The following is a 17041-nucleotide window of genomic DNA, read 5'->3' on the forward strand; positions in this document are numbered from 1 at the left end:
AGGAAACGTCATGAATTTTGCGGTTCTTGTATTTCCGGGATCGAACTGTGACATCGACTGCTACAAAGCAGTTGAGGACACGATTGGACAACCGGTTGATTATGTGTGGCATACGGCGGACGATTTGTCCAAATACGATTGCATCCTCGTGCCGGGCGGATTCTCTTATGGGGATTACCTGCGCTGCGGAGCGATTGCACAATTTACGAATGTGATGAAAGCTGTGGCTAAAGCGGCGGAAGAAGGCAAATACATTCTAGGTATTTGTAACGGATTCCAAGTCTTGACGGAAGCTAAATTGCTGCCAGGCGCTTTGCTGCGCAATAACGGCATGAAATTCCGCTGCCACCAAACAGTTTTGAAAGTGGAAAACAATACAACGGCCTTCACGCGTGATTACGCCGAAGGTGAGCTTATCAATATTCCGATCGCACACGGCGAAGGCAACTACTATTGTGACGATGCTACATTGAAAGAACTGCAAGAAAACAATCAAATCGTTTTCCGTTATGAAGCAGGGTCTAACCCGAACGGATCCCTTGACGATATTGCCGGAATTAGCAACAAAGCAGGCAATGTTGTAGGTATGATGCCCCATCCGGAGCGCGCCATTCATGAGATTCTGGGCTCCGCAGACGGCAAGAAAATGTTCACATCTATTCTAAGTGCTTGGAGGGAAAAACATGACGCAGCAGCTATCCGCTAAGGAACCAACAGCCGAACAAATCGCGGAGCAGAAAATTTACAAGCAAATGGGCGTAACGGACGAAGAGTTTGCCAAAATTTGCGGCTTCCTTGGACGTAATCCTAACTATGTGGAGATCGGCGTATTTAGCGTAATGTGGTCCGAGCATTGTTCTTACAAAAATTCCAAACCAGTGCTTCGCAAATTCCCGGTTACAGGACCTCGCGTTCTGATGGGACCTGGCGAAGGCGCAGGGATTGTAGATATCGGGGACAACCAAGCGGTTGTTTTCAAAATTGAAAGTCATAACCACCCTTCCGCCATCGAGCCTTACCAAGGCGCGGCGACAGGTGTGGGCGGTATTATTCGTGATATTTTCTCCATGGGCGCACGCCCGGTGGCTTTATTGAACTCTTTGCGTTTCGGCAAGCTGCAAAATGACCGCGTGAAATACCTGTTCGAGCACGTTGTATCCGGTATCGCTGGTTATGGTAACTGTATCGGGATTCCGACAGTCGGCGGCGAAGTGATGTTCGACGAGAGCTACGAAGGAAATCCGCTCGTTAACGCAATGTGCGTGGGTCTTATCGACCACGACAAAATCCAACGCGGTGTTGCCAAAGGTGTAGGCAACCCAGTGTTCTACGTCGGTCCGGCAACAGGCCGCGACGGTATCCACGGTGCGACATTCGCTTCCGAGGAATTGACGGCTGAGTCCGAAGCGAAACGCCCGGCGGTACAAGTGGGCGATCCGTTCATGGAAAAGCTCGTGCTGGAAGCGTGCTTAGAGTTAATCGATTCCGGCATCGTGCTCGGAATTCAAGATATGGGCGCTGCAGGCCTTACCTGCTCCAGCGCGGAGATGGCAAGTAAAGCCGGCAACGGCATGGAGCTTTACCTGGATGAAGTTCCGCAGCGCGAAGAAGGCATGACAGCTTATGAAATGATGCTGTCCGAGTCGCAAGAGCGCATGTTGTTCGTTGTTGAGCCGAAGCATGAGGCGCAAGCGAAAGGTATTTTCGAGCGCTGGGGTCTGCACTGCGCGAAAGTCGGTAAGGTAACCGACGACGGTTACCTGAAGCTGATCCACCACGGTGAAGTCGTGGGGAACATGCCAGTAGGCGCACTCGTCGACGAGTGCCCGGTTTACAATAAGCCGAGCAAGGTTCCGGCTTATTATGAAGCAAGCGCAGCGATCGACACGACGCGTTACCCAGAGGTAACGAAGCTGACGGATGCGCTGAAATCGGTGCTCGCGTCCCCGACGGTAGCGAGCAAAGAGTGGGTTTACAACCAGTATGACCACATGGTTCGTACGGATACAGCTGTGCGTCCGGGTTCGGATGCAGCGGTTGTGACCATTCGCGGCACGCGCAAAGGTCTTGCGATGACTACCGACTGCAACGGACGTTATGTGTACTTGGATCCGGAAGTTGGCGGACGGATCGCCGTTTCCGAAGCAGCGCGTAACGTTGTTTGCTCCGGCGCTGAGCCTTTGGCTGTTACGGACAACCTGAACTTCGGTAGCCCTGACAAGCCTGAGATTTTCTGGCAGTTGGAGAAATCCACTGACGGTATGGCGGAAGCTTGCCGCTTCTTGGATACGCCGGTTATCGGCGGTAACGTTTCTCTTTACAATGAGAACGCCAAAGGCGCAATTTACCCGACACCGGTTATCGGAATGGTAGGTCTGGTGCATGACATCGACCACATCACGACGCAAAGCTTCAAAAAAGAAGGCGACATCATCATCCTGCTCGGCGAGACGAAAGCGGAACTCGGCGGCAGCGAATTCCAATATGTGATTCACGGCGTAACCGAAGGCCGCCCTCCAGTGCTTGATCTAGCAGTGGAGAAACGCCTTCAAAACACAGTGCTTAAAGCGATCCAAGAAGGTCTTGTCGCTTCTGCGCATGACTTGTCCGAAGGCGGCTTGGCCGTTGCTTTGGCAGAAAGCTGCATCAGCGGCCGTGTAGGCGCTGACGTTAACGTAGCTTCCGAGCTTCGTCCTGATTTCGCATTGTTCAGCGAATCCCAATCCCGTATTTTGCTAAGTGCTTCCCCGGACAAAGCGGATGCTCTGAAGCACTGGGTTGCTTCGCAAGGCGTGCCTTATCAAGAAATTGGAACAGTAACAGGTACAGTACTAACTGTGAAAATCAACAACGAACAGCGTCTCCAGTCTTCGGTTAACGAGCTGGCGAAAGTCTGGAAGGATGCGATTCCATGTCTAATGGCATAAAACAATCCAAGGCCCTAAAGCTTCCTGCGGCTCCCCTGGTTAATCTGGGGGATCAGCAGCACGAGCTTTGGACAGGGGAGTACTTCAACGAAGGTGTAGGCGGCCATGGCGGATTGTTTGATAAGCTGAATGAAGAGTGCGGCGTTTTCGGGGTGTATGGTCATTCCGAAGCTTCCTCTCTATGCTACTATGGCCTTCATGCTTTGCAGCACCGTGGACAGGAAAGCGCTGGTATTTGTACGGTAGAAGACGGCAAGTTTAACTACTATCGCGGTATGGGGCTTGCCAAAGAGGTATTCACTGGCGAAAACTTGTCACCTTTGACAGGTTCCACAGCAATTGCACACGTGCGGTATTCGACTGCAGGCGAAAGCAAGCTGGCGAATGCACAGCCGTTAGTTTTCAAATATCGTGAGGGCGATCTGGCCATTGCGACGAACGGTAACCTCGATAATGCGAACATTATCAAGCGTGAGCTTGAGCGTAAGGGATCGATTTTCCAAACGACAAGCGATACGGAAGTCCTAGCGCATCTGATTGCCCGTTCGGAGCATGACGATATCGTGGATGCGGTCAAAGACGCTTTGACGCAAGTTATTGGCGGATTTGCCTTCCTGATCATTACCAAAGATAAAATGATTGCTGCGCTTGATCCGAACGGTTTGCGCCCATTCATGATCGGCCGTCTCGGCGATTCCTACTTGTTCGCTTCTGAGTCCTGCGCTTTTGATGCGGTGGGAGCTACTTATTTCCGTGATGTACAGCCAGGCGAACTCATCGTGCTGGATCGCGATGGTTTCCGTTCCGAGCAGTTCACGGAGAGCGGTCGACGCGCCATTTGTGCGATGGAATATATCTACTTTGCTCGTCCGGACAGCGACATCGATACCGTAAACATTCACTCCGCTCGTAAGCGGATGGGTAAAAAGTTGGCGATGGAAGCTTTCGTTGATGCGGATGTAGTAACCGGCGTGCCGGATTCCAGTATCTCGGCGGCAATTGGTTTTGCTGAACAAACGGGTATCCCTTATGAGTTGGGGCTGATCAAGAACCGCTACACAGGGCGGACGTTCATCATTCCAAGCCAGGAGCTTCGTGAACAAGGTGTCAAAATGAAGCTGAGCGCCGTTCGCAAAGTAGTTGAAGGCAAACGTGTCGTGATGATCGATGATTCCATCGTTCGTGGAACAACGTCCCTTCGCATTGTGAATTTGCTTAGAGAAGCTGGAGCTACAGAAGTGCATGTGCGGATTTCTTCGCCGCCTTTCATGAATCCATGCTACTACGGCATTGATACACCGGATCGGAAAGAGCTGATCGCTGCGATGAACTCTATCGAGGAAATTCGTAAGGCGATCAACGCGGATTCCCTGCATTTTTTAACCAAAGAAGGGCTGCTCGATTCCATTGGTCAAGGATCGGCCGGTTCCCAGAGCGGGTACTGTACAGCTTGCTTCGATAATACGTACCCAACGGAGATTGTGGATGTAACGAAGGTTGGTTGTGCTTGCGATTAAGGATAGGGGAGGCTTCGGTCTCCCAATATATATAGACAAATATAAGGAGTGGTTGCGAAGTGTCGGATGCTTACAAAAAGGCCGGAGTCGATATCGCGGCAGGTAACGAAGCAGTAGAACGGATGAAAAAACACGTCAAACGGACTTTCCGTCCTGAAGTGTTAACGGACCTCGGCGGCTTCGGCGGGCTGTTCAGCTTGAACAAAGACAAGTATGAGGAGCCTGTGCTTGTATCTGGAACGGACGGCGTGGGCACGAAGCTGAAGATTGCTTTTGCAATGGATAAGCATGATACGATTGGGATCGACGCGGTTGCTATGTGCGTGAACGATATTATTGTTCAAGGCGCTGAGCCGCTTTTCTTCCTTGACTATCTCGCTTGTGACAAAGTAATTCCAGAGAAAATTGAAGCTATTATCAAAGGGATCGCTGACGGTTGTGCGCAGTCTGGCTGCTCACTCATCGGTGGCGAAACGGCGGAAATGCCGGGCATGTATGCACAAGGGGAGTATGACATTGCCGGCTTTACGGTTGGAATCGTCGATAAGAAAAAGATCATCGACGGTACGACAATCCGTCCTGGAGACGTAGTGTTAGGTCTGGCTTCAAGCGGTGTGCACAGCAACGGGTTCTCTCTTGTGCGCAGGCTTTTGCTGGAAGAGAAAGGGTACACGCTTCAAGGGCATGTGGACGAACTGGGCGATAAGCTTGGCAACGTGCTGCTAGAGCCTACTAAGCTGTATGTGAAGCCGATTCTGGCGATGCTGGAAGACGTAGCGATCAAAGGCATGGCGCATATTACAGGCGGCGGTTTTATCGAAAATATACCGCGTGTTCTGCCTGACGGTGTGAACGTGGATATCCAATACGGCTCATGGCCGATTCTGCCGATCTTCTCTTTGATGCAGCGTGAAGGCGGCATTTCGAACAACGATATGTTCCGCACGTTCAACATGGGGATCGGGATGGTTATTATCGTGAATGCGGATGATGCGGAGAAAGCGATTGCCGCAGCGGAAGCGCAAGGCGAGAAAGTTTACCGTTTGGGCGTTGTTACTGAAGGCGAGCGTGTCGTAACGTTCCAAGGAGCTGAGGTGTAATGCAGCCTTATCGAATAGCGATCTTTGCTTCGGGCAGCGGCTCGAATTTCCAAGCGATCGTGGATCAGGTACAGAAGGGGAAGCTTGATGTCAGCATCGAGCTTCTTGTCTGTGACCGTCCGCAGGCTTACGTGGTGGAGCGTGCCAAGGAAGCGAAAGTGCCTGTGTTCGCGTTCCGTCCCAAGGAATATGCCAATCGTGAGGCTTATGAGGCTCTTATTTTGAAGGAGCTGCAAGACCGCCAGGTTGATTTGGTTGTGATGGCAGGCTACATGCGTATTATTACGAATGTGCTGGTTGAGCCGTTTTTTGGCCGGATGATTAACATCCATCCATCGCTGCTGCCGTCCTTTCCGGGCGTGCGCGCGATTGAGCAAGCCGTCGAGTACGGCGTGAAGCAAACCGGCGTCACCGTGCACTTCGTGGACGGCGGGCTGGACTCCGGTCCGATCATCGCGCAGCGTGCCGTGGAGATCCACGAGCATGAGACGGCGGAATCGCTCGCGGAGCGGATTCATGCGGCTGAGCACGTGCTGCTGCCGCAGGTCATTCGATGGCTGCGCGAGGGCCGCGTGAGCATGGATGGCCGCAGGGTGGCATTCGGTTGTAGGTTTTAATATATATAAAATTAATTTTCTGGGAGGAAGAACCGTGGCAATCAAAAGAGCACTGATCAGCGTGTCCGATAAAACGGGGATCGTTGAGTTCGCAAGCGAATTGGCGAAGCTGGGCGTTGAGATTATTTCTACTGGCGGTACGCAAAGTTTGTTGAAGGATAAAGGGGTTCCGGTTATCGGGATTTCCGAGGTTACAGGCTTCCCTGAGATTATGGATGGCCGCGTCAAAACGCTGCATCCGGCTGTTCACAGCGGTCTGTTGGCAGTTCGTGACAACGAAGAGCACCAAGCGAGCATGAAGAAGCTAGGGCTGGATTATATTGATCTGGTTGTCGTGAATTTGTATCCTTTTGCTGAGACGATTGCGAAGCCGAATGTCTCTTACGAAGACGCTATCGAGAACATCGATATCGGCGGTCCGACTATGCTACGTTCAGCGGCAAAGAACCATGCATTCGTATCTGTTGTTGTCGATGCAGCGGACTACGCCAAAGTGCTTGAAGAGGTCCAAGAGACTGGCGATACAACACTTGAAACGCGCAAACGTCTTGCGGCCAAAGTATTCCGTCACACTGGCTCATACGATGCTTTGATTGCTGACTACTTGTCCAAACAAATGGGCGAGCCTTACCCAGAGCGTTACACAGTTACTTACGAGAAAATGCAAGAGCTTCGCTATGGAGAGAACCCGCATCAAAGCGCGGCTTTCTACCGCAAGCCGAATGCAGCTGCTGGCAACATTACAACGGCTGAACAGCTGCACGGCAAAGAGCTTTCTTACAATAACATCAATGACGCTAATACGGCGCTTCAAATCGTTAAGGAATTCAGCGAGCCTGCCGTTGTTGCAGTTAAGCACATGAATCCTTGTGGTGTAGGTATCGGTACGAATGTGCTGGAAGCTTATCAAAAAGCGTACGCCGCTGACCCTACGTCCATCTTCGGTGGTATCGTAGCTGCGAACCGTACGGTTGACGAAGCAACAGCGCAATTGCTGCATGAGATTTTCTTGGAAATCGTCATTGCGCCAGATTTTACACCAGAAGCACTTGATATCCTTTCTAAAAAGAAAAATATCCGTCTGCTGAAAGTAGTCGGCTTAGATACAGTTGCTGGCCGCAAGGCAGAGCCAGTTGTTACAACCGTTGAAGGCGGCATGCTCGTGCAAGACAGCGATGCTTACCAACTGACGGAAGCGGATCTGAAGGTTGTTTCCGAGCGTCAGCCGACAGAAGAAGAAATGAAGCAGCTACTTTTTGCATGGAAAGTAGTTAAGCACGTTAAATCTAACGCAATCGTACTTGTCGCTGATGACATGACGGTTGGTGTCGGTGCGGGGCAAATGAACCGTGTCGGTGCGGCTAAAATTGCGATCGAGCAAGCTGGGGACAAGTCGAAAGGCGCTGTTCTTTCCTCCGATGCTTTCTTCCCAATGGGCGACACGCTTGAAATGGCTGCGAAAGCAGGCATCACAGCGGTTATCCAACCGGGTGGATCGATCAAAGATGAAGAGTCCATTCGCGTAGCGAACGAGAACGGAATCGCGATGGTCATGACGGGCGTTCGTCACTTCAAACACTAAAACAACTGAGAATGCTCACGATTCGAGTGCGGACCGTGGGCATTCCCCATGAAAGGGACTGGTGGCATAGATGCGTGTATTAGTAATTGGACGAGGCGGGCGCGAGCATGCCATTGTATGGGCGCTGAGTAAAAGCCCGAAAATCAGCAAGCTTTTCTGCGCACCGGGGAACGGCGGCATTGCGGGGTTGGCGGAATGTGTGCCGATCACGGAACTGCAATTCGAAGAGATCAGCACATTTGCGAAAGAGCAAGCGATTGATCTGGTTATGGTAGCTCCTGACGATCCGCTCGCTGCCGGCCTTGTGGACCACTTGGAGTCCAAAGGGATTGAAGCGTTCGGTCCTCGCGCAAATGCGGCGATTATCGAAGGAAGCAAAGTATTTATGAAGGAGCTCCTGAAAAAATACAGCATTCCTACGGCGGCTTATGAAACTTTTGACGCGTACGAACCGGCACTCGCTTACTTGCGTTCGCAAAAAGCGCCAATCGTTATCAAAGCTGATGGATTAGCTGCTGGTAAAGGCGTAACTGTTGCGCAAACGATGGAAGAAGCGGAAGCGGCGCTTCGCGATATTATGGTGGATCAAGTATTCGGTAAATCCGGCGCGAGCGTCGTGATTGAGGAGTTCTTGACGGGGCAAGAGATGTCGCTGCTTGCTTTCGTGGATGGCTCAACGGTTCGTCTGATGGTGCCTTCGCAGGATCATAAGCCGGTCTTCGATAACGACAAAGGGCCGAATACGGGCGGAATGGGCACTTACTCACCGCTGCCGCATATCCCGGAGTCCATCGTGCAGGAAGCGCTTGTGAACATTGTCCAGCCGACGGCTGACGCGATGGTGAAAGAGGGCCGACCATTCAAGGGCGTGCTCTATGCGGGACTGATTTTGACTCCGAACGGTGTGAAAACAATCGAGTTCAACGCGCGTTTTGGCGATCCGGAGACGCAGGTCATTTTACCTCGCCTCAAAACAGATCTGCTGGATATTTTCCTTGCCATCAACAACGGAACGTTGGCTGAGCAGCCAATCGAGTGGAGCGAGGATGCAGCGGTTTGTGTGATCGTGGCTTCCGGCGGTTACCCAGGGCCATATCCGAAAGGATTGCCGATTACAGGGCTGGAGAACGTGCAGGACTCCTTGGTGTTCCACGCAGGAACGGCGTTGGAGAACGGTCAAATCGTGACGAACGGCGGACGCGTTCTGGGCATCACGGGCATCGGCAAAGACATCGTTGAAGCTCGTCAGAAAGCTTACGCGGATGCGGACCGGATCCATTTTGACGGGAAGCATTACCGGACGGATATTGCGATGAAAGCTTTGAAATAGAACAATGAAAAACACAGTGTCTTTCTTGCGGGAAAGGGCTGTGTTTTTGTTTTTTTATGGGTACTAATCCTTGCCGCCGCGGATGTATTTGTCTTTGTTTTTGTATTCGTACCAGATGGCGAGGATCACGCCGACGATGAGCGCTAGCGATATCCAGTGATCTACGATAAAGTTCCAGAGGGTGTTCATGCGATTGCCTCCTTGGGATGCCTTTCGACTAGTTTTGGCTGCCGCTCTGCGTTTCATGCATGGTTAGATAATAGATAGGAGAGAACGGTGTGATGATGGTGGGAAAAAGGGCGATGCCGTTGGTCGCCATGGGTATGATGTTCTTGGTAATTGGTTTGCTGGTTGCTTGTGGTGAGCGGGCAGGTGTTGAAGTGAATGACTTGCCGGCGGAGGAGACGCCGGCTGTAGGCACGAGGCCGACGCCTGAGCCGACGGCGGTTCAAGAGCCTGAACCAGTGTTAACGGTGCAGGGGAAGGAAGCGGTGCCGATACCTACGGAGCAAATGGCGGAAGCAGAAACAGATGCAGCGCCTGTGGAGTCGCTGGCTGTGGTGCGCAAGCTGGTGATGCTGGATCCGGGGCATCAGCGTCATGGCAACAACGCGCCCGAGGCCGTAGGCCCGGATACGCGAGAAGTGAAACCTAAGGTCAGCTCTGGCACCGTCGGCATTCGTACGAAGAAACCGGAATATGTACTAAACCTGGAGGTTTCGCAGTTGGTGAAGGCCGAGCTCGTGAAGCGCGGCATTGAAGTGGCAATGACTCGTGAGTCGCACGAGGTCGATATCTCTAATAAACAGCGCGCGGAGATGGCGAATGAGGCCGGCGCAGCGCTGGCCGTACGTATCCATGCGGATGGGGATAACTCGCCGAAAACGAGCGGATTTTCGGTTTTGTATCCGTCAGCTGCTTCGGCGGCGCTGAAGCCCATTGCAGCAGAAAGCCGGCAAGCTGCCGGTTTCATTGCCGAGCAGTTAAAGGCGGCGACAGGGACAGCCGGCAGAGGGCTGTCGGCGCGCAGCGACTTGTCCGGTTTTAACTGGTCCAAGGTGCCGGTTGTGCTGGTTGAGCTCGGTTTCATGACTAACCCTGAAGAAGATGAGCGGCTGTCGGAAGCGGAGTACCAGCAAAAGCTCGCCGCCGGGATTGCTGACGGGATTGAGCGGTTTTTGAATGCTGGGTCCCCAGCAAGGTAGGGCTGGTCCATCAGCCATTCTTGGCCACAAGCTCTCGGCACGCAGGCTACATCCACTGAGCCCAGTAACTTTCAGGCAACGATCAATCGGCCACCAGGCCTCCCAGCCATCCCGTTGGACAAAATCCAACAGAAAGACGGATTTAGCAGCTTAAATCCCTATTTCATTGGACGAAATCCAACGGGGTGGTCTTTTTTTGGCTCTAAAAGCCGATTTATCTAGACCCCATTGGAATTTGTCCAATGTAATGTAAGAGGAAAGCCTCAAATGTGCCCCTTCATTGGATTTCATCCAACGGGCACTCAACAAAACAGATCTTACGGATGACAATCCGCAGGTTTTATTTCGTTACACTGGAGAATACTGTAGAATATTGGTAAAATGTTTCCAATCCGGAAGAAGGGGTGATTCGTCATGCTGCCAGCCTTTTTTATCGCACATGGAACACCGAACTTGGCTATTGAGCAGCATGCATACACCGAGTTTTTACATAAACTGGCGAAGAGCATTCCGCGGCCCAAAGCGATTGTTGTATTCAGCGCGTATTGGGAGAGTCCTGTGCAGGCGATTAGCTCAGCGATTCATCCGGAGACGATGTATGATGTTTTGGGAGCATCAGATAAGGTTTATAGCATTAAATACCCAGCTAGAGGCGATTTGACGCTGAGCTTGCATATTCAGCAGCTGCTCCAAGAGGAAGGTATCCGCTGTGAGTTGGATGATGAGCGAGGATTGGATCATGGGGTGTGGGCTCCCTTGTACCTCATGTACCCGGAAGCGCAGATTCCCGTAGTGGCGCTCTCGGTGAATCCGAGACTGACGCCGGAAGAGCATTACCGCATCGGTGCGGCGCTCGGCACCTTGCGGGAGGAGGAAGTCCTCATCCTCGGAAGCGGCGGCACCGTGCACAATTTGGAACGGCTAGACCGGAATAATCCGGTGCCCCAGTTGTGGGCGGTAGAATTCGATGAGTGGCTGGCGGAGCAGCTCGAAACGTGGAATCTTGAGGCGCTCGTGAGGTACGACGAAAGAGCGCCACATGCGGCTGCGGCGGTGCCGACGCCGCAGCATTTTGCGCCATTGCTGCTCGCACTAGGTGCGGCAGACGGTGGACGCCGGGCGAAGCTGCTGCATCACAGCTTCCAAATGGGCACGCTCAGCCTGTGCTGCTGGATGTTCGGCGGCTTGAAAAAGCCTGAGCGCTTCCTGGATTAAGCGCGTGCTGTGTTGCAGCGCTATTCAAGGAAGCGCTGCTTGAACTCAGGCTTCGGCAGCATGCAATGCTCAGCCTTGCCGAACCAGCGATAGCGATTGCTCGCGATGTAGGCATAGCCGAGATTCCGCAGTGGAGGCGGAATGAGGATGGCCGCATACGCCAGCGGATAAGCGCCGCGCAGCCGCCGGGCAATGCGCAGCGCCGCCGTCGAGCGGGTGTAGGCGCGCCCGTTCTCGATCAGCACAATCGTGCTGATATTGTCCGTGGGCAGCCGCTGCTGCTCTAGCAGCTTTTGCCCGGCAGCCGACTGCAAGGACGCGAAGCGGAAATGGCCCTTCGGGTCGTTCCGCAGGATGAACTGCACAGCTCCGCTGCACAAATTGCAGACGCCGTCGAATAGAATGACGGCCTTGTCATCAGTTGGCTTGGTCATGGGCAACGCCTCCTTGGGGTGTGCATCGAAATTTACTGTATTTTTTACATGATGTTCGTCCGCAACTTACTGTCACCACATCGTTCTCCCTCTACTATATCTAATTACGTTGAAATCCTCCATCATGTAAAGTAAGAAGGGGGAGGAAGTAGATGTCTGATGAATTCCTCCGACATATGAAGCATGAAGGTTGTGAATAGTTCTCTGATACAACGCCCCCCACTCAAAAAGTCTTCTATTTCTCTCTTGCCTAGCATATACATTTTCATAGAACAATAGATGAAGAGAAGAGGTGCCTATTGATGAAATCATTGTCCCTATCCCGCCGCAAAAAAACGCTCAGCGCCTGGCTCGTCCTCGGCTGCTCGGTCATAACCCTTGTCGGCTGCAGCGATACGCCGGTTTCTCTGCCAACAACGACGCCGGATACCGCAGCAGTAACGCCATCAGCTTCAACGCAAGCCACGAAGCCCGCAAACACAGCCATAGAAACGGAGCTGCCCTACAAATTCCCGCTGACTGGTCTTCCTTCGGCCAAAGAAGTGAAGAGCCGTCCTTTCATGGTCATGGTCGAAAATGCTCCGCAAGCCAGGCCGCAAACCGGCCTTGATCAGGCTGACATCGTCTACGAAATTCTCGCAGAAGGGGAGATTACTAGATTTGTCTCCGTGTTCCAAAGCCACGAGGCCACAACGATCGGTCCAGTGCGCAGCATCCGGCCTTATTTTGTAGAGATCGGCGATGCGCTGGATGCCGTTATCGTTCATGCCGGTTGGAGCCAGGAGGCGATGGACATGATGGCCGGCCGCAAGCTGGCTCATCTTGATGAGGTCTACGGCGATGGCGCCTACTACTGGCGCTCTACGGACCGCAAAGCTCCTCACAATCTCTATACCTCTGTGGATAAAATGAAGAAGGGCGCCGAAGCGCGCAAATTCCGCTCGGAGTGGAATGGACCGCTGCTTACTTTTGCCAAGGATGATGGACAAAGTAAACTTACCGGCGCAGCCGTGCATTATATTCTTATTCCTTATCTCCAAGGGTATTTCGTTTCCTATGAATACAATCCTGCGGAAGGTGTGTACATGCGCAGCATGGAGGGCAAGCCGCATCTCGACAAGGAAAGTGGCAAGCAGCTGCAAGCCAAAAATCTGCTCGTGCTGGAGAGCAAGCACAAGATCGTAGACAAAGAAGGGCGCCGCGAGGTCGACGTGTTCGGCCCTAACAAAGGCGTCATCCTGCAAGAGGGCAAATCCCAGCAGATTACATGGGAACGCAAAAACGGGATGCTGCGCGCCTACGCGGAAGATGGCAAAGAAGTGCCGCTGTTGCCTGGCAATACATGGGTGCAGATCGTGCCCGAGGGAACCGCACTTAAGATGGAGTAGACGTAGTTCACAGATTTAACAATCTCTTAACATTCCAATAATCATGTTCATACATTGATCCCCTATGATTAAAAGTCATGGGGGGGGAATATCATGAATAAATTTCAACGTAAAGTTTCAGTACCCATTTATACGATGTTTATTTTGCTGCTGTTTGGCATTTTTGGAATTAGCTATACAATCTGGGGGAACCAAAGCGGTGTTAGAGGAGGCAAAGCTGGGGCTGCAGAAGCCGTCTCGGAGTCGACCGTTGGGGTTACGAAAATCGTCTGGTGGCACGCGATGAGCGGCGAGAACGGCAAAGTAGTGGACAAGCTCGTTTCTGCGTTCAATGCATCGCATAAAGATATGAAGGTAGAGGCCGTCTATCAGGGCTCTTATTATGATAGCCTGACGAAGTTGAAAGCGTCCATCGGTACAACAATTGCACCTACCATGGCACAGGTGTATGACATTGGCACCCGGTTTATGATTGATTCGAAAGCCATTACACCGATTCAGACGTTTATCGATCGGGAGAAGTACGACACATCTCAGATGGATGAAGCTATTATTAATTATTACACAGTGGATAATACGCTGTTTTCGATGCCTTTTAACGCATCCAATCCGATCTTATACTACAACAAAGATTTGTTCACGGCAGCAGGACTGAATCCTGATCAACCGCCCGTGTTGTATGAAGACGTTAAGAAAGCAGCAACTAAGCTGACAAAAGGCGGCGTAACGGGCGCTTATTTTGGCACACATAGCTGGTATATGGAACAGTTTGTCGCCAATCAAGGCGCAGAGTGGGTAAATAACGGGAATGGTCGCGATGGACTAGCTACCGCTTGGCAGTTAAACGGCGCAGAAGGCGTTAAGGCGCTTGCTTGGTGGAAGGAGCTTGTGGACAACAACGTAGCGATCTACTCGGCTGGTAAGGGTGATACCTCGAAGAAAGCGTTCGCCGAAGGTAAGGTTGCGATGATTTTTGATACAACGGCCGCATTGCGTGATATCCTGGACTCGGTTGATGGCAAGTTCGAAGTGGGGACAGGCTTCTTTCCGAAACCAGCTGAGACAGCGAGTGGTGGAGTAGGAGTTGGAGGCGGCAGCAACTGGATTCTGAACAGTAAGTCCGAGGAGGAACAGAAGGCTGCTTGGACGTTCATGAAGTTTTTGTCAGAGCCTGAACAACAAGCCATTTTTCATGTAAACACGGGCTATTTTCCAATCACGAAGAAAACCTATGAGCTGCCAATTGTGCAGGAAAACATGAAGAAATATCCACAGTTCAAGACAGCAATCGAACAACATCATGCTTCAAAATTAAATAAAGCGACGCTAGGCGGCGTTCTTGGCGTATATCCTGACGCAAGGAAGCTTACGGAGGAAGCCGTCAATCAGGCACTTAGCGGACAGCAGTCGCCGCAGGCCGCACTTGATGCGGCAGCAGCCGAAATTAACGCCAAAATAGCAGCGTATAATCAGGCATTACAGTAAACCTAAAAAAGCACCCCGATTCGGGATGCTTTTTTTTATAGCTTTGTTTTGCGGTATTCGCCTGGGGAGGAGCCTGTGCGGTTTTTGAACATCCGGTTAAACGAGGAGATGTTGCGATACCCCACTTGAATACTGATTTCTTGGATATTCAAATCGGTCGAGTGCAGTAATTCCTTCGCATTGCTTACTCTTCGATCATGCAGATGTTCCATGAAGTTGGCGCCCGTCTTCTCCTTAATATACGTCGAGAGGTAGGAGGTGCTTAAATTCAGCTGATCGGCTAGGACATCGAGCGAGAGATCCTCTGCGAATTGCTCATGAATCACGCGAAGAACACGGTCAACGATAGGGTCGTTGGCTTCTTTTTTCTCACGGATAATCTGAGTAACAGCTCGGAAATAAGCTTGGAAAGTGATTTCGTATTCCGCGAGTGTGCAGCATTCGTCCAGCTGAAGCAGAAGGGGTTTAAGCTGCCATAAGGCCTCTGTTTGGACTTTGTAATGCTCCAGCACCATCTTGGCCTTGTCCGTCACAGCAAGTGTCATATGCCTAAACACATCAACTGACGCTTCTTTGTGGTTAAGTTCTTGTAACCATGGGAGGAAGAGGTCCAGTGTTTCCTGCTCTTTGCCAGCCTTCAGTACGGCGGTTAATTCTTGCTCCTGCGAAAGCGTTAAAACATACGTAGAGCGGTCCGTGCGGAACTCGGTTATCGGTTGTGTTTCGTCCAGCAGTCTGGCTTGCATGGCCATTTCATTGACTTGGCGGTAGGCATAGCCAAACTGGATCGAATGTTCGAAAGCAGAACTTACGGCCGCCGTTACCAGACAGTAGCGTTTATCTTGATCCAGAACCTGCTTCAGCTGCCCTAGCATGGCTATGATGCGATCTCTTTCATTACCAGGAAAAACAGACAGAAACTGATGATGCTCAATTTGAAAAGTATGGGAGCCAGGAATCGTTTCATCCGCAAACTGTTTGAGCTGCGCACCGACCGACTGTGAGATCTGCTCTTTGCTCAGCGGGACATCTACAAAAGCAGCTGCTCGATAGCGAAGCTCGTACAGAACGATGGTGTAGGTTTCTTCAGTACCTTGAATGTGCGGCCATTCGCCTGATTCCAGATTGATATTTTTTAACTTATTGATGAAGTGGTAGTTGGTCAGCTCGGACTGCTGCTCCTTCAGTTCTTGTTGAATTTGCCCTTTTTCCTTCAGCAGCTGGCGTACAGGATTGTTAATCCTTTTGCTGAAAAAGATCGAGACCACGAAAGCGATGAAAATCGAGATACCTAGCAGGATGATCATGAGATTATCCAAACGAAGGATTTTACCTGCGAAATCAGGATTGGTAACTCGCATGATGAAATGCATGCTGTCTTCATTTTGATAATCGACGTAATAAATCCCTTTTTCCAGTAGATAGGCACGCTCAGTAGGTGGAGATGAGAATAACGTCTCTGGCAGCTTAGCAGCACTACTACGATTCGTTTGATAAATGAGGTCTTGTCCCGGTCCCACAATGGTTAAATCCAGATTGGGATACTCCTTGAGCATCGCGTCCCGCAAACGATCGGCGTCGATCATGGCGATCAACATATTATCGGCTAGTGCAGGTTTGATGGAATAAGGAATCATGGTTTTGAACGTTGGATCAGCTTGTGTAGCACCAAATTCAGCAGCCGGATGAAGCACAAAATTCTCTGTACGTTGAAACTGTGACTGCCAATAAGAAACCGGGTATGGTTTACTGACATACAGTCCTGCAAACAATTCTTGATTCGTTCCCGGACCAAATTTATTAATGGCCAGATTCGCAGAACGAAACAGAAGGATCATATTATCCAGATAAAGCTCTGAATCCCCTACGATACTTTGGATGTCCAGAACAATGGGACGAGTAGTCAGCGACTCGGCATCTTTTTTAAGATTCACTTGATTGTTAAGAGTAATGACATCTTTATCTGTGAATTGCTTGAAAAGGGCCTCTCTAATTTTATCCAACTGAAACTGATAACGCTCCGCCACTTTCTGCAAAGTGAGGTGATTCTGTTCGATCATCTCGCTGCGAAGGTGGCTTTTTAGCATCCAGAAGATGAGTAGGCTGAAAGAGGAGAAGATCAGAATCAGAATGATGAAGCTTGTCAAAACATGTCGAAACAAGGATTTATTCAATGAAAAAATAGTCATAAGTCGCAGGCCCCTTTGATCGTTACGCTGTTGACTTCCGGCGAGTTATATA

The 17041-nt window shown here is 51.1% G+C and carries 14 protein-coding genes; 11 read left to right on the forward strand and 3 right to left on the reverse strand.

Going from position 1 to position 17041, the window contains the following annotated elements; genetic code table 11:
- Positions 1–10: 10 nt before the first annotated feature.
- From purQ to purD, 7 genes are all read left to right on the forward strand, one after another.
- Positions 11–706 carry a phosphoribosylformylglycinamidine synthase subunit PurQ gene (purQ, locus tag ACKTT9_RS02875; RefSeq protein ID WP_407870417.1) on the forward strand — a complete coding sequence of 232 codons (696 nt, stop codon included), beginning with the start codon at positions 11–13 and terminating at the stop codon, positions 704–706.
- Entirely contained in the window at positions 684–2927 is a 2244-nt protein-coding gene (gene purL / locus ACKTT9_RS02880; RefSeq protein WP_407870418.1) for a phosphoribosylformylglycinamidine synthase subunit PurL, read from the forward strand. The genes purQ and purL overlap by 23 nt, the downstream gene beginning before the upstream one ends.
- Positions 2912–4444, forward strand: a complete 1533-nt coding sequence (purF, locus tag ACKTT9_RS02885) for an amidophosphoribosyltransferase (protein ID WP_407870419.1) — start codon at positions 2912–2914, stop codon at positions 4442–4444. The genes purL and purF overlap by 16 nt, the downstream gene beginning before the upstream one ends.
- A 59-nt stretch (positions 4445–4503) precedes the next feature.
- On the forward strand, positions 4504–5544 hold the full coding sequence (gene purM / locus ACKTT9_RS02890; protein WP_315955661.1) for a phosphoribosylformylglycinamidine cyclo-ligase: 1041 nt from the start codon (positions 4504–4506) through the stop codon (positions 5542–5544).
- Entirely contained in the window at positions 5544–6161 is a 618-nt protein-coding gene (purN, locus tag ACKTT9_RS02895) for a phosphoribosylglycinamide formyltransferase (protein ID WP_407870420.1), read from the forward strand. Before purM ends, purN begins: the two co-directional genes overlap by 1 nt.
- A 34-nt stretch (positions 6162–6195) precedes the next feature.
- Entirely contained in the window at positions 6196–7743 is a 1548-nt protein-coding gene (gene purH / locus ACKTT9_RS02900) for a bifunctional phosphoribosylaminoimidazolecarboxamide formyltransferase/IMP cyclohydrolase (RefSeq protein ID WP_127455587.1), read from the forward strand.
- Positions 7744–7813: 70 nt separating this feature from the next.
- On the forward strand, positions 7814–9073 hold the full coding sequence (gene purD / locus ACKTT9_RS02905) for a phosphoribosylamine--glycine ligase (protein WP_407870421.1): 1260 nt from the start codon (positions 7814–7816) through the stop codon (positions 9071–9073).
- 63 nt (positions 9074–9136) lie between these two features.
- On the opposite strand, the gene ACKTT9_RS02910 is transcribed toward purD, so the two are convergent.
- On the reverse strand, positions 9137–9262 hold the full coding sequence (locus tag ACKTT9_RS02910) for a hypothetical protein (RefSeq protein WP_407870422.1): 126 nt from the start codon (positions 9260–9262) through the stop codon (positions 9137–9139).
- A 92-nt stretch (positions 9263–9354) separates the two neighbouring features.
- Here ACKTT9_RS02910 and ACKTT9_RS02915 point away from each other — a divergent pair, with 92 nt between their 5' ends.
- The gene (locus tag ACKTT9_RS02915; RefSeq protein ID WP_407872947.1) at positions 9355–10278 is read left to right on the forward strand and encodes an N-acetylmuramoyl-L-alanine amidase; all 924 of its coding nucleotides are present in this window, start codon (positions 9355–9357) and stop codon (positions 10276–10278) included.
- Positions 10279–10692: 414 nt separating this feature from the next.
- Entirely contained in the window at positions 10693–11493 is an 801-nt protein-coding gene (locus ACKTT9_RS02920) for a DODA-type extradiol aromatic ring-opening family dioxygenase (RefSeq protein ID WP_407870423.1), read from the forward strand.
- Between the two features lie 20 nt (positions 11494–11513).
- Here the strand turns inward: ACKTT9_RS02920 and ACKTT9_RS02925 are convergent, their stop codons facing one another.
- Positions 11514–11927 (reverse strand): thiol-disulfide oxidoreductase DCC family protein, encoded by a 414-nt coding sequence (locus ACKTT9_RS02925; RefSeq protein ID WP_407870424.1) that lies wholly within the window; start codon positions 11925–11927, stop codon positions 11514–11516.
- A 302-nt stretch (positions 11928–12229) separates the two neighbouring features.
- On the opposite strand from ACKTT9_RS02925, the gene ACKTT9_RS02930 reads away from it, so the two are divergent.
- Entirely contained in the window at positions 12230–13315 is a 1086-nt protein-coding gene (locus ACKTT9_RS02930) for a DUF3048 domain-containing protein (protein WP_407870425.1), read from the forward strand.
- Positions 13316–13408: 93 nt separating this feature from the next.
- Entirely contained in the window at positions 13409–14800 is a 1392-nt protein-coding gene (locus tag ACKTT9_RS02935) for an ABC transporter substrate-binding protein (RefSeq protein WP_407870426.1), read from the forward strand.
- 35 nt (positions 14801–14835) lie between these two features.
- Here ACKTT9_RS02935 and ACKTT9_RS02940 read toward each other — a convergent pair whose 3' ends face one another.
- The gene (locus ACKTT9_RS02940) at positions 14836–16989 is read right to left on the reverse strand and encodes a helix-turn-helix domain-containing protein (RefSeq protein ID WP_407870427.1); all 2154 of its coding nucleotides are present in this window, start codon (positions 16987–16989) and stop codon (positions 14836–14838) included.
- Positions 16990–17041 lie beyond the last annotated feature (52 nt).

This window comes from Paenibacillus sp. P36 (assembly GCF_045866505.1).
GTDB classification, from domain to species: Bacteria; Bacillota; Bacilli; order Paenibacillales; family NBRC-103111; genus Paenibacillus_E; species Paenibacillus_E chondroitinus.

Excerpts from the sequence above, each read along its gene's own strand:
- ACKTT9_RS02915 (WP_407872947.1), top strand. The coding sequence starts at position 9,355 with ATGATGGTGGGAAAAAGGGCGATGCCGTTGGTCGCCATGGGTATGATG.
- purQ (WP_407870417.1), top strand. The coding sequence starts at position 11 with ATGAATTTTGCGGTTCTTGTATTTCCGGGATCGAACTGTGACATCGAC.
- ACKTT9_RS02920 (WP_407870423.1), top strand. The coding sequence starts at position 10,693 with ATGCTGCCAGCCTTTTTTATCGCACATGGAACACCGAACTTGGCTATT.
- ACKTT9_RS02930 (WP_407870425.1), top strand. The coding sequence starts at position 12,230 with ATGAAATCATTGTCCCTATCCCGCCGCAAAAAAACGCTCAGCGCCTGG.
- purF (WP_407870419.1), top strand. The coding sequence starts at position 2,912 with ATGTCTAATGGCATAAAACAATCCAAGGCCCTAAAGCTTCCTGCGGCT.
- ACKTT9_RS02925 (WP_407870424.1), bottom strand. The coding sequence starts at position 11,927 with ATGACCAAGCCAACTGATGACAAGGCCGTCATTCTATTCGACGGCGTC.
- purN (WP_407870420.1), top strand. The coding sequence starts at position 5,544 with ATGCAGCCTTATCGAATAGCGATCTTTGCTTCGGGCAGCGGCTCGAAT.
- ACKTT9_RS02940 (WP_407870427.1), bottom strand. The coding sequence starts at position 16,989 with ATGACTATTTTTTCATTGAATAAATCCTTGTTTCGACATGTTTTGACA.
- ACKTT9_RS02935 (WP_407870426.1), top strand. The coding sequence starts at position 13,409 with ATGAATAAATTTCAACGTAAAGTTTCAGTACCCATTTATACGATGTTT.
- purL (WP_407870418.1), top strand. The coding sequence starts at position 684 with ATGACGCAGCAGCTATCCGCTAAGGAACCAACAGCCGAACAAATCGCG.
- ACKTT9_RS02910 (WP_407870422.1), bottom strand. The coding sequence starts at position 9,262 with ATGAACACCCTCTGGAACTTTATCGTAGATCACTGGATATCGCTAGCG.
- purD (WP_407870421.1), top strand. The coding sequence starts at position 7,814 with ATGCGTGTATTAGTAATTGGACGAGGCGGGCGCGAGCATGCCATTGTA.